Origin of the sequence: Paenibacillus harenae (genome assembly GCF_030812415.1) — a bacterium.
Taxonomy (GTDB): Bacteria; Bacillota; Bacilli; order Paenibacillales; family Paenibacillaceae; genus Pristimantibacillus; species Pristimantibacillus harenae_A.
On sequence record NZ_JAUSST010000003.1, the window covers coordinates 761652 to 775999 of the forward strand.

The following is a 14348-nucleotide window of genomic DNA, read 5'->3' on the forward strand; positions in this document are numbered from 1 at the left end:
TCACTCTACGTAAAGCTTGTAGAGGAGGGCTTTTTTCATTTGCAAACGGCAGCGGGAACAACTTCCATTCGTTTCCTTCATCGTTTATAATGAGGAAATTGAATAACTGTGTAACAAAGGAGTGTTATAGAGTGGAGCAGCCAGTAGTCCGATTGCAAAATGTTACGAAGCGAATTGGCGGCCGTACGATCATTGACCGCTTAACGCTGGAGTTGCCGCTTGGGGAAGTATTCGGTTTTCTTGGACCTAACGGCGCGGGCAAGACGACAACCATCCGCATGATGGTTGGGTTGATCTCGATTACGGATGGAGAAATATGGATCGATGGCCATAGCATTGCGAAGGAATACGAGAAAGCGATCAAGCATGTAGGCGCAATCGTGGAAAATCCGGAAATGTATAAATATTTGTCAGGTTATCAGAATTTGATGCACTTCGCTCGGATGTTCCCGGGAGTTACGGAAGCAAGAGTGAAGGAAGTCGTTCGTTTGGTCGGGCTGGAGGGGCGTATTCACGATAAGGTGAAGACCTACTCGCTTGGCATGAGACAGCGGCTTGGCGTTGCGCAAGCGATTCTACATAAGCCGAAGCTGCTTATTCTCGACGAGCCGACGAACGGACTCGATCCGGCAGGCATCCGCGAGCTGCGCGATTATTTGCGCGAATTGTCCAAGGTCGAAGGAATTGCGGTGTTCGTGTCAAGCCACCTGCTGGCTGAGATGGAGCTGATGTGCGATCGTGTAGCCATTATCCAAAACGGCAAGCTGATTGACGTTCGGGTGCTGCAAGGAAGCAAGCCGTCATCGGAGCGCGTGCGCACGCTTATCGAGGTTGACCGGGCAGACGCGGCGATCGGGGCGCTTGCGGAGGTGGACTGCGCGGCTCAGCCTGACGGCAACGGTATGATCGCAGTCGAAGCCGATCGCGAGTTGACGGCTGTCATTAATGCGCAGCTTGTCTCGGCAGGCATTAAAGTGTTCGGTATCCGGGCGCAAATCAAATCGCTGGAGGATCAGTTCTTGGAAGTGACGGGAGGCGAGCGAATTGGGTGATTTTCTACAGCTGGTGCGCAACGAAAATATTAAAGTCTATTTCCGTCCGCGTACCTACATCATGGCAGGTTTGCTGGTAGGCGCAGTTATTCTCATATCCGTTATGTGGCTCCTTCTTTCTGGTCGGGATACAACGATGTGGACGGTTGCTTATTGGGAGTCGTTTATTTTATTTCTGCTCGTAACGATTTTTTCCGTTGTTATCGCAGCGGTAAGCGTAGCGGAGGAATTTACCTCAGGAACGATCAAGCTGCTGCTTATTCGTCCGTGGTCGAGATCGAAAATACTGCTTTCCAAATATATATCGGTGGTGTTATTCGCCGCCTTGTTGACTGTGCTGCTGTTCGGAAGCACGCTGCTTGTAAATTGGTTAAGCTTCGGCCTATTTCCATCGGAAACCGCGTTAGCCATCCAGGAGCAATTGCCGGGGCAAGAAAACATGTCATCGCTGCAGTTTTTGTTCCAGTTCTATGTGATGAAGTTTATCGCTCTGGTCGTTATGATTACGCTGGCATTCATGCTGTCAACGATATTCCGGAGCAGCGCTCTTGCCATTGGCCTTGCTTTGTTCCTGTTGCTGGCCATGGACATCATTAATTCGCTCTTCTCGCTGCTGAATTACAAATGGATCGATTACTTGCTGTTTACTCATCTGGACCTTACCAGATACATCGGCCATACGACCATCGATGGCGGGATGACGCTTGGATTCTCGTTAGGCATTCTCGGTTTATATTATGTACTGTTCATTGCGCTCACCTGGTACATATTCGATAAACGGGATGTAGCGGGCTAATTGCCTGATTCGTAGACAACACCTACCATCGACAACAAGCCGTTTCGGCAGCTGGGCTCCTTGTAGAGGAGGAAGCTTGCCGGAACGGCTTGTTTCGTCATTCGTTAAGTATTAGATGGTGTTAGCCTGCCTGTCTGGATTTTTCCTTGCCTTCTTTGCCGCCATGCTCCTTGCCCGAAACAGCGTGAGCGCTGTCTGCATCGGTTGCTCCTTTGCCCTTGGCATCCTTCGGCAATTCCATCTGGCAGTTGCCGTTAATGATGCCGCCGTCTTGGACAATCAGTATGTTCGCGTAAAGGCTGCCCTCCACTTGGCCGGAAGACGTTATAATAAGCCGGCCTTTCGTCGTAATGTCGCCTATGACTTTGCCGGCGACGGTAACGTCTTGCGCTGCAATGTTCGAGCGGGCAATGCCGCATTCACCGATAATCACATTGCCTTTGCATTCGATGTCTCCGCGATATTCGCCTTCAATGCGCAAGCTTGCGTCGCATATCATTTTGCCTTCCGTTAACGTCCCTTGACCGATCAGCGTGTCGGTTGCGATAACCCGTTTATTATCCTTGAACATAGGTTTCAATTCTCCTTTACGAGAGCGAGGTATTTCAGCGGATTAACCGGTTCGCTCTGCTGTAAAATTTCAAAATGCAAATGCGGGCCCGTGCTTCTGCCGCTCGAGCCTAATAAGCCGATTTTCTCTCCTCGAACGACGAAATCGCCTTCCTTCGCTTCAATCTGCTTCAAGTGCATATAAGAGGTCTTTAAGCCGCCCAAATGCTCGATAACGATATATTTGCCAAATACGCCGTCGATGCCTGTCTCCGTCACATTCCCTTCGGCTGCGCTGAACACAGGGTCTCCGGACTTGCCTGATATGTCGATGCCGGCATGGAAGGCGACCCTTCCGGTGAAAGGGTCCTTGCGATAACCGAAGCCCGAAGTTAATTGCTTGGAGCGGGTCGGCCATCCGGATGGATAACCATCGACCGCCTCTCTTCTCGCTTGCGCTTGCCGCAGCGTCTGTTCCATGGATATTTCCATGGTATCGACCATGCTGCTAAGCGCCTGGAGATCAAGACCCGTGTATTGCGCGAGCGAAGCAAGCTGCCGAGCATTGCCGTAAGTGGAAACGGAAGCGTAGGAGGCTGGTGAAGAATATGTAGCGCCGCTGCTTGTTGCCGCGGACAGCGCGCTAACTTCATTCTCTCCTCCGTCAGACTCGCCGCTTGATGGAGCAATACCGCTGCCGTATTTCTCGATGAATTGCTTAAGCTTGTTTTCCAGCTCTTGAAGCTCGCTCAGCTTCACTTTCAATTCTTGCGCTTGGCGCGACAGTTGGAGCAATTCCTGCTGCAATGAGACGATCGCCTCGTCCTTTCCGGAGACGGTTTGTGTGTACTGTGCAGTCTGATTAGACAATTGCTCCTCCAGACCGTCGATTTCGTCGGTCGCTTGTATCTGGAGACCCGCAATCCAGCCTGAAACCGCGAGTACGGCCACAGTCGGCAAAGCTACGACCGACCGCTTCGATACGTGAAACTGTTTAACGGTTTTGTCAGCGCCGCGCATCACCACAAAAGACCATTTGGGATTCCGCGCTCGTTTCAATAGGTTTCTCCTTCCTGCCAGAATAGATTTGGGCGTACTATTGCTATTTATTCTGGCAAGCTTCGAAACATACCATAAAATTTTTGGAGTCGGCGCTCTATCAATAAAAAAGAAAGACCGCAAAAGCACATCCATACGGGCTTCTGCGGTCTTTCTATATTGTTCAGTTATTTGCTTGCAAGCAGCATCTGCAGCGACTCTTGGGCTGGCTCAGACAGGCTGAAGGAGCGTCCTTGCTGCTGCTCAGGCGGGAGATCGGCAAGTTGAGCGGTTCTTCGCTCGACCTCCTGCGCGATTTCACTCAAACGAGCCTTGTATTGAGTTGAAGATGAGGTGTCTTGCTTGGTATCCGCTTCCTTTATACTTTCCCCATACGCGAGTATCGCTTTGTCGTAGAACTGAATATCCCAAGGGAACTTGTTCATGCCTTCTTCCAGCAATTCGATCGAGGCCGAGAGCTGGTTATTCAGTTGGTAGAACTCGAGCTGCATCGCAATAATGCTCCGGTTGTTGGGATCATGTTTCTTGGCTTGTTCTAAGGTAAGCAGCGCTTGGGTAAACACTTCATCATTCTTATTGCTGTTATACACTTGCTTAAGCCAGCTTGCTTTAGTCAGACTGAAAGTGGTTTGGTCTGGCGATCGTTTGATCGCCTTATCGACCATCGGAAGTACATCGCCGACCTTTGCGCCTTGCTGGGATGCTTGGCGCATCGTTTGGTTATATAGCTGGTTGGCACTATTATTCTGAATTGTTATAACAAGAAGAACAATAGCTGTCAGGCCGATTACCGCCGGATAAACGTATTTGCTCCACATCGGGAGCTTCCTATTTTGCAAACGTGGAATCTTAAGCGTACTGCTAAATGGCGCTATCATACAACCCAGAGACAGAAATACGATGCTGCTAATAAACAAAAAACTCATGTCAAAATCGATTGCGCTGTGCATGAGAAGCGCAAGTGAGAAGATGAAGAATACGAGATGGCTTCCTCTTCGCTCGTGATGACGGATATAGGAGCGAACGTAGAACCAGTAAGCTCCTCCTATTAGCAAGACTAACGCGGTTAGACCGACCCACCCGCTCTCGACAAGCACCTGCACGAAGTAGCTATGCGATTGCCTGCTCCAATAAGGATTGTTCTGATATTGCTCGAACAGCGATTGCCATGCGCCGCCGCCTCCGCCAAGCAACGGGTAATCTTCAGACAGTCTCAGGCCATCCTTGTAGAAGGTGAAACGTTCCTGTACGCTGTGCTGTTGGAAGTTAAGATTCTCGAAACGTTCAGCAATCTTAGCGGGCAGCAAGCTTCGTATGGCGCTGCTTCCCAAGAGAGAGCCAGCTGCTAGGACGCACAGAATGACAATGATAGCCGGAACGGCAATGAACGACCATTTATGCGACGCTAGCTTGGTCGTCTTGGCTTCAATCCAGCGATAGGCTTTGGCCTCAATGAGCAGTATAATGCCGGCTACAACCGCTGACGCCGCAATGAGCAACCCCCAGCTTTGGAGCGGCAATGAGTTGAACAATGAGATCGGATCCGCTTGCTTATCTGCCATAGGCTGAACAAGCAACGCAATAGCATCGGCTTTCGTTGTTATCGAACCAAGAACGGCCATAGCGACTAGAACGGATACACCTATATATAAGATGTATGTAACCTGACGGGTAAAGCGCAAGAATGGAAGAATGGCAAGAACCATAACCGGGATAATGACGATAGCTCCGCGCGAATAAGTAAGCATGAACGAAATCCATATCGGCACGAGCATAAGCGAATGAGCTAGTCTTGCCTGCCATCTTATGCAATGTGAGGCATAGTAGAGGCTAGCTAGGAACAAAGCGACAAGAAACCCAGCATAGGTATTCGAATATTGGAATACAGCGGTAAGTCTGTATCCGTCGTGGGCAAGCCATAGTGCGTCGGGATAGTAGGTTTGACCAAAAAGGTTAAGCAAACCGGATAACACGATTATGTATGACGTAAGCATAAGGGAATATTCGATCAGCTTGCGAGCACGAACCGAATCGGCGAAATACATTCCTGCGATAAATAATGCTGTATAAAAAACAATCACGAATATCATGAAATTTGCATAGTAGCCGGATACCGGATTAAAGGAAGATAACCAATAAATAAGGGGAGGTAACAGGGCTATGATAGCCCAAATATCGCGATAGCTATCCAGTTTCCATCGTTTGACCAAATAAACAGCGGTAAACAGCAATAAAGTTAGTCCGAAGAATAGAGCTTTATAGATGGGGTTCTCGAAGCTGTAGGAGTAGCCGTTAAATAATGCTCGATAGTATGGGGAAATAAGCAGAAATAAGGCGATTCCTGCGACAACGAACCCATTCCAAAATGAAAAATTTGTCGTGAATAACGACGTCGCGCTATTTGTTGATTTATTTCTTGCACTCATTCTAATCAGTACTCCTCGTCCATATGTGTGATGTTGTAAAAAATCGACATCTATCCTCCAAGTATTTTAACAAATAGGATACTAGATTACTATAGAAGATGAGCCGCTTGTATGAGATTTACATAATTGAGTGATTAGTGTTGTGTCGAAATAAAGGAAGCGCCGAGTTAATTCTACAAAAAATTCAAGATTGGCAGGAAAATTAGGTATAATTGAAGAAGAAAGTTTGATAAGATACATGAAAGAGTGATAAAATGCTTAATCCTAGAACACTTGTCTCAGAGATGAAAGGCTACTTTTATATCGTATCAAATTCGTAGATTAATTTTTACTGAGAAGACATAACGAAGAACCGATACTTATGAGTATTCTTATAAGAATTGATTATAAGAGTTGTTGATATATGAGAGGAGATATGAATAAAAGCATGAAAGGCATAATACTAGCTGGTGGTTCAGGTGCACGATTATATCCTGTGACGAAAGCTATTTCTAAGCAAATTGTACCAGTATATGACAAACCTATGATTTATTATCCACTTTCTGTTCTTATGTTATCTGGGATTCAGGAAATTCTAATTATTTCAACACCAAGAGACATTATGATATTTAAAGAGTTGTTTGGAAACGGTTCGCAACTTGGTATCAGCATATCATATGCAATTCAAGAATCTCCTAATGGATTGGCTGAAGCATTTATTATTGGTGAGTCATTCATAGGTAACGATTCGGTTTCGTTAATACTAGGCGATAATATCTTTTATGGACAAAGCTTCGGAAAGGTGTTAACCGAAGCAGCGCAGTTAGAGCAGGGAGCTATTATATTTGGATATTTCGTTAAAAATCCACAGGCATACGGTGTGTTGGAATATAACGAAAGTGGAAAAGTTCTTTCAATTGAAGAGAAACCAAAGGAGCCCAAATCTCATTATGCTGTGCCAGGGCTTTATTTTTATGACAATAATGTAGTTGGAATCGCCAAGAGCATTGAGCCATCAGCACGTGGTGAATTAGAAATAACAGAAGTGAATAATCAATATTTGCAGCAGGGTCAATTAAATGTAAAGCTGTTGGGCAGAGGAATGGCATGGATGGATACAGGTACACATGACACGTTGCTTGAAGCTAGTAATTTTGTCGAAGCAGTTCAAAAACGTCAAGGATTGTACATTGCTTGTATTGAAGAAATAGCTTTTAAAAAGAAGTTTATAACAAAAGAACAGTTATTACATTTAGCTTCTCCGCTATTGAAAACGGAGTACGGTAATTATCTTGTTCAGATTGCAGAAGGATACTATTAATTCTTTCAAGAGGCTGTAATTGGCGAACAAGGAAACGGATCACGCTTTCTTGCTTTTACATACACATCCAGTTTTTTGTCTTCCAAATTGAAATCCGCTTGATCTGCGTACTATGGTTCTGGAATATGAACCAATTGTTCAAGCAAATCGTTACTGATGTTGGTGGAAAAATATAAAACACGTCACACTCTACTGGTCTTATGATTTCTAGTATTGACAGGTGCTTTAATTGTTAACAGCGAGGAAGCAGAAACATCTTTTAATCATAAGCCATTTTCTCCTATCAACTGTGATATGATAAGAGTGTTTTTTCTTAGAAGTAGAGGACAGATGAACCTCAAGCCTCCGGATTAGCCACATTGAAGGTATGAGTAAATCGATAGGATGGAGCAAATAGCAATATTGAATGCAGGAGCTCGCTCCAAGTTTAGCTAGATTCTAGATATATATATTGATATGGAGTTTATTATCTATCTGATATATTAATTTCTTTTGTTCATATATAAGCTTCTATCTAATAACTGAAGATATCTAGGAATGAGCTTAACAAGTGCCGTTGTAAATCTAATGTTATAACTGATACCCTGCGGTTATCATATAAATTAGTGGTGTTATCAATGTTAAATATATGAAGGAGAGAACATGGAAAACGTAAAAAATGTTGTACATCAAGGTTACCATGTTACTAAAGAAATGAGACAACAAAGCAATAAGCATGGTAGTTTTGTAATTTGGTTGACGGGACTTTCAGGTTCAGGTAAATCGACGATCGCAAACGCTCTAGATCATTTTTTTTATAACAACAACTATCATGCCTTCGTTCTGGATGGCGACAACGTACGACTTGGGCTAAACAAGAATCTTGGGTTTAGTCCGGACGACCGAAAAGAAAACATTCGCCGCGTAGGTGAGGTTTCGAAGCTGTTTGTTGAAGCGGGGTCCATCGTGATGGCAGCATTTATCTCTCCCTACATTCAAGACCGTCAAGAGGTACGAAGCTTATTCCAACAAGGTGAGTTTATTGAAGTGTACATCAAATGCTCTCTTGAGCAATGTGAGCAACGGGATCCCAAGGGGCTCTACAAAAAGGCTAGAAAGGGTGAATTACCGGACTTTACAGGCCTTACCTCACCTTATGAGATATCAACCTCTCCTGAAATCATCATTGAAACGGATCAGTTAACCGTCGAGGAAAGTGTAGATAAGATCATTAATTATATCAAGGCTAATCAGTTAATATAGATTACAGAAACATGGAGGACAGTATAAAGATGAAAAGAGCACTAATCACGGGGATCACAGGACAAGATGGATCCTATTTAGCGGAGTTGTTGGTAGAAAAGGGATATGAAGTTCATGGAGTCATCAGAAGAAGTTCTTCCTTTAATACGAATAGAATCGAGCATTTATACATTGATGAACTAATCGAAGATATGCACAAGCATAGAAAAGTATATCTTCATTATGGCGATATGACAGATTCGACCAATATTATATCACTCATACAAAAAGTTCAACCGGATGAGATTTATAACTTAGCTGCTCAGTCGCATGTTAAGGTTTCATTCGAAACTCCGGAATATACGGCCAACGCCGACGCTATCGGCACGCTGCGTATTCTTGAAGCGGTAAGAATACTTGGTTTGACAGAGAAAACACGGATTTATCAAGCTTCAACATCTGAACTGTACGGATTGGTTCAAGAAGTGCCGCAAAGAGAGACGACACCTTTCTATCCTCGTAGCCCGTATGGCGTAGCGAAACTATACGGCTTTTGGATCGTGAAAAACTATCGCGAATCGTATAACATGTATGCCGTTAATGGAATCTTATTCAACCACGAGTCGCCGAGACGGGGCGAAACGTTCGTTACCCGCAAAATCACGCTGGCGGCGGCAAGAATTGCACAAGGCAAACAAAAGAAACTGTATCTTGGTAACCTGAACGCATTGCGCGATTGGGGACATGCTCGGGATTATGTCGAGTGTATGTGGCTGATGCTTCAACACAACGAACCGGAGGATTTTGTCATCGGCACGGGTGAAATGCATAGCGTACGTGAGTTCTGTACTCTTGCATTCAAAGAAGCGGGCATCCAGTTGGAGTGGAGCGGTGAAGGGGTTAATGAAAAAGGAATAGACGTTTCGAATGGAAATGTCCTTGTAGAAGTCGATCCGAAATATTTCCGCCCGGCGGAAGTCGAACAATTGCTTGGCGACCCAACCAAAGCGAGGACCGTACTAGGGTGGAACCCGACGAAAACAAGTTTTGAGGCATTGATCGAAGAGATGGTTCGCGAGGACATGAAGCACGTTGAGAAAGAGGAATACATCCGGAAATCTTACGACTAATAGGCGAAAATGAGGGAAACCCATGAATAAAAATAGCAAAATATATATTGCCGGACATCGGGGAATGGTCGGTTCGGCCATCATCCGCAAGTTGCAAGTAGAAGGTTATGATAACATTATTTATCGCTCGTCGTCCGAATTAGATTTGACGAGACAAGCGGATGTAGAACAGTTTTTTAAGGAAGAGAAGCCTGAGTACGTCTTCCTTGCTGCGGCGAAGGTTGGAGGCATTCACGCCAACAATACGTATCCGGCGGAATTTGCGTATGCAAATTTGATGATCGAGTCGAACGTCATCCATGCATCGTACCAGAACGATGTCAAGAAACTGTTGTTCCTCGGCAGCTCATGCATTTATCCGAAGATGGCGGAACAGCCGATCAAGGAAGAGTATTTGCTAGGCGGCTACCTGGAACAGACCAATGAAGCATACGCGATTGCTAAAATCGCGGGATTGAAAATGTGTGAATATTACAATCGCCAGTACGGCACCAACTTTATTAGCATGATGCCGACTAATCTGTACGGCCCGAACGACAACTATGATTTGCAGAACTCTCACGTGCTCCCTGCGTTGATTCGCAAGTTCCACGAGGCTAAGGCTAGTGGTGCGGAAGAAGTTGTTATCTGGGGCAGTGGAACGCCAAGACGGGAGTTTCTTCACGTAGATGATTTGGCAGACGCCAGTCTGTTCTTGATGAAACACTACAATGGCAACGAAACGGTTAACGTCGGCACGGGCAAAGATATTCCGATTATCGAGTTGGCGGAGCTTGTCGCTGAGATCGTCGGTTTTGAGGGGCAATTGAGGAATGATCCGACCAAACCGGACGGCACTCCTAGAAAGCTGCTAGACGTGTCCAAACTTCAATCGATCGGGTGGGAATCTAAAATTAAGCTGAGGGATGGCATTCGGTCCACGTATCAAAGTTTCTTGCAGTCTCATATAGGAGCGGTATGATGGATAGGTTTGCACTGATTATGGCTGGAGGCGGGGGCACCCGCTTTTGGCCTTTATCTCGGCAAAACAAGCCGAAGCAATTATTGAATATAAGCGGCAACGACATCATGATTAATGATACGATTTTACGGTACGAGAATATTATTTCCACTGAAAATACGATGATCATCACGAATCGGTCGCAGGCTGTTCTATTGGAAGAAATTCTACTCCACAATGTGCCGCGTAGCAATGTTCTTAAGGAGCCGGTGGCTAAAAATACGGCGGCTTGCATCCTATATGCAGCATTGCATCTGAAGAAAAAACACGGTGATTGCGTGATGGCCGTTCTCCCATCGGACCATTACATAACAGATACGGACGCTTTTCGAGATGTCCTGGAGAAATCTTGCAAACTGGCCGAGCAAACAGGGAAACTAGTGACGATTGGGATTAAGCCTTCCTTCCCGTCTACCGGTTACGGGTATATTAAATTCAATAAAGGCAAAGCAGACGAACATGAAGCTTACGAAGTGAATGAATTCGTCGAAAAGCCGAATTTCGAAAAAGCGAAGCAGTACTTACAGTCAGGTGAGTACTTATGGAACAGCGGAATGTTTATATGGAAGACGAGTACGATTATCGACAGTTTCCAACGGTATTTGCCCCGTATTTACAACGTCATGATGCAATTCTATGATAGCATTGGTACCTATCGGGAAGAAGAGGCTGTAGCGGAAGTGTATCCGAACTTGCAGAACATTTCGATCGATTACGGTATTCTGGAACGCAGTACCGACGTAGTCGTCATTCCCGGCGACTTCGGATGGAATGACGTAGGCAGCTGGGATGCGCTAGGCGGTATCTTTTTACCAGATGACGATGGGAACATTGTGAAGGCCAAGCACCTCAGCGTTAGTACGAAGAATAGCATTATTTTCGGCGGCGAAAGGTTAATCGCTACTATTGGCATCGATAATTTAATCGTAGCGGAAACTAGCGACGCGTTGCTTGTATGCCCGAAAGATAGGGCACAAGATGTGAAAGCTATCGTTGAAATGCTGAAGGAAAAAGGCATGAGCGAATATGTTTAACCGCAAATTGAGTCATGCCCTTTCCATAATGCGGAAAAAAGGAATTCGCAGTTTGCTATACAAAGTTTATAAAAAAGGAATGGTTGAATTTTATGTGCGGACTCAAAACCTTAGGGTGAACGACTCACATAATGATACCTCGGTGACGATTCGAATCGTCCCGCCTTCCGAGATAATACCGAGAGTGAACCTACATTCAAGAATTAGTATCCTTATTTTGTTTGATGGGGAAGAAGAACGGCTGGCAGCCTATATGACCACGTTGCGAGATCAACTGAATGGGGACTATGATTATACAATAGTTTCAAGCCTCGATCGGAATGGTGGTTGGGCGAGAACGGTTAATAATGCGGCGAAGGAGGCAGAAGGAGAGTATCTCCTCCTGTTGAATGCCGTAGACGTTGTTCCAAAGTACGGATGGGTAGCAGCGCTTCTTAACTGCTTCCAATCATCAGAGGTAGGAGCTGCAGGTCTTTGGTCTGCATCCGGCGAAGTCGGGAATGATGCTTCTAGATGGACTGAGGCTGTGAAGCCCTGTTTGATGATTGAAAAAGAGTCCTTTCTTGCATGTGACGGATTCTCGGAAGCGTACCGAGGCAATATCGCTCTACCGGACTTTTGTATGCGACTTTCCGCGGTTGGGAAAAGCATTCAATTTATTGCCGATCCCACGATTCCACCGATGGCTACATATCGTCATTCATCGGCAGATGAGGTACTGGACTTCGCCTTATACGTAAATCGTTGGGGGAAGCGTCAAGCTACGAATCTCCAGGTGGAAGCATTCCGACAATAGGAGCAGTCAGATGAATGTGCTTTTCGTTAATTATTTCGATTTCTCTAGTAACAGCGCTATTCACATTTTTAATTTTGCCAATCACTTGGCGGACCTTGGGGTTGATTGCGGCGTATGCGTTCCCGACAACAAACAATCGGTGGAACTAATCGGCAAGCCAAGATTCAAGGTGTACGACTTTGTTGATTTTCGCGCACGGACCATCCATTTTCGAGATGGTCGGCCAGCCGATTTGGTGCATGCCTGGACGCCTCGTGAAATTGTGCGAACAACTGCTACGCAAATGACAGAATACTACGGCTGTAAGTATATCGTTCATCTCGAGGATAACGAAGAGGCAATAGTCGCCTCCAACCTGGGGGTAGATTATAACAAGTTGCTGTTGTTGCCTGAAAAGGTGCTCGACCGCATGATCGACCAACTACTATCGCATCCAACTCGATACAAGCGGTTTGTGCAGCGGGCGGATGGCGTGACGGCTATAATTGATAAGCTATTGGCTTTCAAATCAGAGAATCAATCCTCGAAAGTAATATGGCCTGGGTTCGAAAGTGATTTATTCGAGCCGTTGCCTATCAATATAGCATTAAAACGAAGTCTCGGTATAGCGGAGACGGATTTTGTAATCGTTTATACAGGAAACGTCCATCATTCGAATTGGCAAGAGGTTCGCAGCTTGTATTTGGCAGTTGCAGCATTGAATCGCGATGGTTTCTCCGTCAAGCTAATTCGAACTGGCCGCAACTTTGTGGATTTTGAAGACGAAGCGCTTCATTCGTATAGACATTGCTTTGTAGAGCTCGGATTTGTGGACCGGGGAATGCTCCCTAGACTAACATCTTTGGCTGATGTGTTTGTTCAACCCGGTTCACCTGATATATTTAACGATTATCGTTTTCCTTCCAAGCTTCCTGAGTTTTTTGCAATGGGAAAACCCGTCATTCTTCCCCATACGAACATCGGCAGATACATGAAGGATCGCGATAATTGCCTGCTGTTATATAAAGGCGACGCAATTGAAATCTATGAAAAGCTGATTTATCTGATCGCAAACAATGAAGTGCGCGATGCGATCGGTCGAAGCGGCAGGGCCTTTGCTTTAGCTAACTTCAGTTGGGAGAAAAGTGCCAAGGCGCTGCACGACTTTTATTTGCAAGTGCTAGGTGACCAAAGTTCGGAGGATTAAAATGCAGCTACTCAAAGACTTTTGGAGAAACCGCGGTCTGATTTGGGGCTTTGCGAAAAACGATTTTCGTATCCGCTTTTCCGGCTCACTTTTCGGCATTACGTGGGCTTTCGTTCAGCCGGTTATGACGATCCTTACACTGTGGTTCGTGTTTCAGATAGGTTTTCGTACACCGGCCGTTCATGACGTACCCTTTATCCTTTGGTTTGCGGCGGGGATGATTCCTTGGTTTTTCTTCTCTGATGGCTGGTCAAGCGCTGGGAACGCGTTTTCTGACTATAGCTACTTGATCAAGAAGGTTGTTTTTAAAGTTAGCATGCTGCCTTTGATCAAGATCATTTCTTCCGTGTTTATACACGTCGTATTTATCGCATTCCTTTTTTTAATCTATGGGGCATACGGCTATTATCCGGAGTTAATATGGATTCAACTGCTGTATTATTCGTTCTGCATGGGTATATTGGTGCTGACGCTGGCATTCATTACCTCCACGATTGCGCCCTTTTTCAAAGACATCAACAATATTGTTGCCATCGTGTTGCAATTTGGTATGTGGCTCACTCCGATTATGTGGCCCTATACGATGGTGGCTGACAAATACCAGAAATTTTTCAAACTCAATCCGATGTACTATATCGTCGAAGGTTACCGCGACACATTGATTAATCACGTCTGGTTTTGGAATCGCTTCAATCAAACAACGTATTTTTGGTTGCTTTGCTTCGTTTTACTCGTTATAGGAGCACTTTTGTATAAAAAATTAAAGCCGCATTTTGCCGATGTGCTTTAACCACGAGGG

Annotated in this window: 13 protein-coding genes; 10 read left to right on the top strand and 3 right to left on the bottom strand. The window is 45.3% G+C overall.

Features of this window, described 5'->3' with window-relative positions:
- Positions 1–131 precede the first annotated feature (131 nt).
- Positions 132–1052: an ABC transporter ATP-binding protein gene (locus J2T14_RS13480; RefSeq protein ID WP_373458150.1), complete on the top strand. Its 921-nt coding sequence runs from the start codon at positions 132–134 to the stop codon at positions 1050–1052.
- Positions 1045–1848 (top strand): ABC transporter permease, encoded by an 804-nt coding sequence (locus tag J2T14_RS13485; RefSeq protein WP_307471533.1) that lies wholly within the window; start codon positions 1045–1047, stop codon positions 1846–1848. The genes J2T14_RS13480 and J2T14_RS13485 overlap by 8 nt, the downstream gene beginning before the upstream one ends.
- 121 nt (positions 1849–1969) lie before the next feature.
- Here the strand turns inward: J2T14_RS13485 and J2T14_RS13490 are convergent, their stop codons facing one another.
- The 3 genes from J2T14_RS13490 to J2T14_RS13500 all read right to left on the bottom strand — a co-directional run bounded on the left by J2T14_RS13490 (position 1970) and on the right by J2T14_RS13500 (position 5882).
- Positions 1970–2419 carry a bactofilin family protein gene (locus tag J2T14_RS13490; RefSeq protein ID WP_307471536.1) on the bottom strand — a complete coding sequence of 150 codons (450 nt, stop codon included), beginning with the start codon at positions 2417–2419 and terminating at the stop codon, positions 1970–1972.
- Between the two features lie 5 nt (positions 2420–2424).
- Positions 2425–3456: a M23 family metallopeptidase gene (locus J2T14_RS13495; protein WP_307471538.1), complete on the bottom strand. Its 1032-nt coding sequence runs from the start codon at positions 3454–3456 to the stop codon at positions 2425–2427.
- A 167-nt stretch (positions 3457–3623) separates the two neighbouring features.
- Complete coding sequence (locus J2T14_RS13500; protein ID WP_307471540.1) at positions 3624–5882, bottom strand: O-antigen ligase family protein; 2259 nt, start codon at positions 5880–5882, stop codon at positions 3624–3626.
- 427 nt (positions 5883–6309) lie between these two features.
- Here J2T14_RS13500 and rfbA point away from each other — a divergent pair, with 427 nt between their 5' ends.
- The 8 genes from rfbA (at position 6310) to J2T14_RS13540 (ending at position 14339) form a co-directional block, all read left to right on the top strand.
- Entirely contained in the window at positions 6310–7182 is an 873-nt protein-coding gene (rfbA, locus tag J2T14_RS13505; RefSeq protein ID WP_307471965.1) for a glucose-1-phosphate thymidylyltransferase RfbA, read from the top strand.
- A gap of 642 nt (positions 7183–7824) precedes the next feature.
- Complete coding sequence (gene cysC, locus J2T14_RS13510) at positions 7825–8424, top strand: adenylyl-sulfate kinase (RefSeq protein WP_307471543.1); 600 nt, start codon at positions 7825–7827, stop codon at positions 8422–8424.
- Between the two features lie 29 nt (positions 8425–8453).
- Positions 8454–9533 (top strand): GDP-mannose 4,6-dehydratase, encoded by a 1080-nt coding sequence (gene gmd, locus J2T14_RS13515; RefSeq protein ID WP_307471545.1) that lies wholly within the window; start codon positions 8454–8456, stop codon positions 9531–9533.
- A gap of 22 nt (positions 9534–9555) precedes the next feature.
- Positions 9556–10494, top strand: a complete 939-nt coding sequence (gene fcl, locus J2T14_RS13520) for a GDP-L-fucose synthase (protein WP_307206682.1) — start codon at positions 9556–9558, stop codon at positions 10492–10494.
- Positions 10491–11567 (top strand): mannose-1-phosphate guanylyltransferase, encoded by a 1077-nt coding sequence (locus J2T14_RS13525; RefSeq protein ID WP_307471547.1) that lies wholly within the window; start codon positions 10491–10493, stop codon positions 11565–11567. Before fcl ends, J2T14_RS13525 begins: the two co-directional genes overlap by 4 nt.
- The gene (locus tag J2T14_RS13530; protein ID WP_307471549.1) at positions 11560–12363 is read left to right on the top strand and encodes a glycosyltransferase family 2 protein; all 804 of its coding nucleotides are present in this window, start codon (positions 11560–11562) and stop codon (positions 12361–12363) included. Before J2T14_RS13525 ends, J2T14_RS13530 begins: the two co-directional genes overlap by 8 nt.
- 10 nt (positions 12364–12373) lie before the next feature.
- Positions 12374–13549: a glycosyltransferase family 4 protein gene (locus J2T14_RS13535; protein WP_307471550.1), complete on the top strand. Its 1176-nt coding sequence runs from the start codon at positions 12374–12376 to the stop codon at positions 13547–13549.
- Between the two features lies 1 nt (position 13550).
- On the top strand, positions 13551–14339 hold the full coding sequence (locus J2T14_RS13540) for an ABC transporter permease (protein WP_307471553.1): 789 nt from the start codon (positions 13551–13553) through the stop codon (positions 14337–14339).
- The last annotated feature ends 9 nt before the right edge of the window (positions 14340–14348 follow it).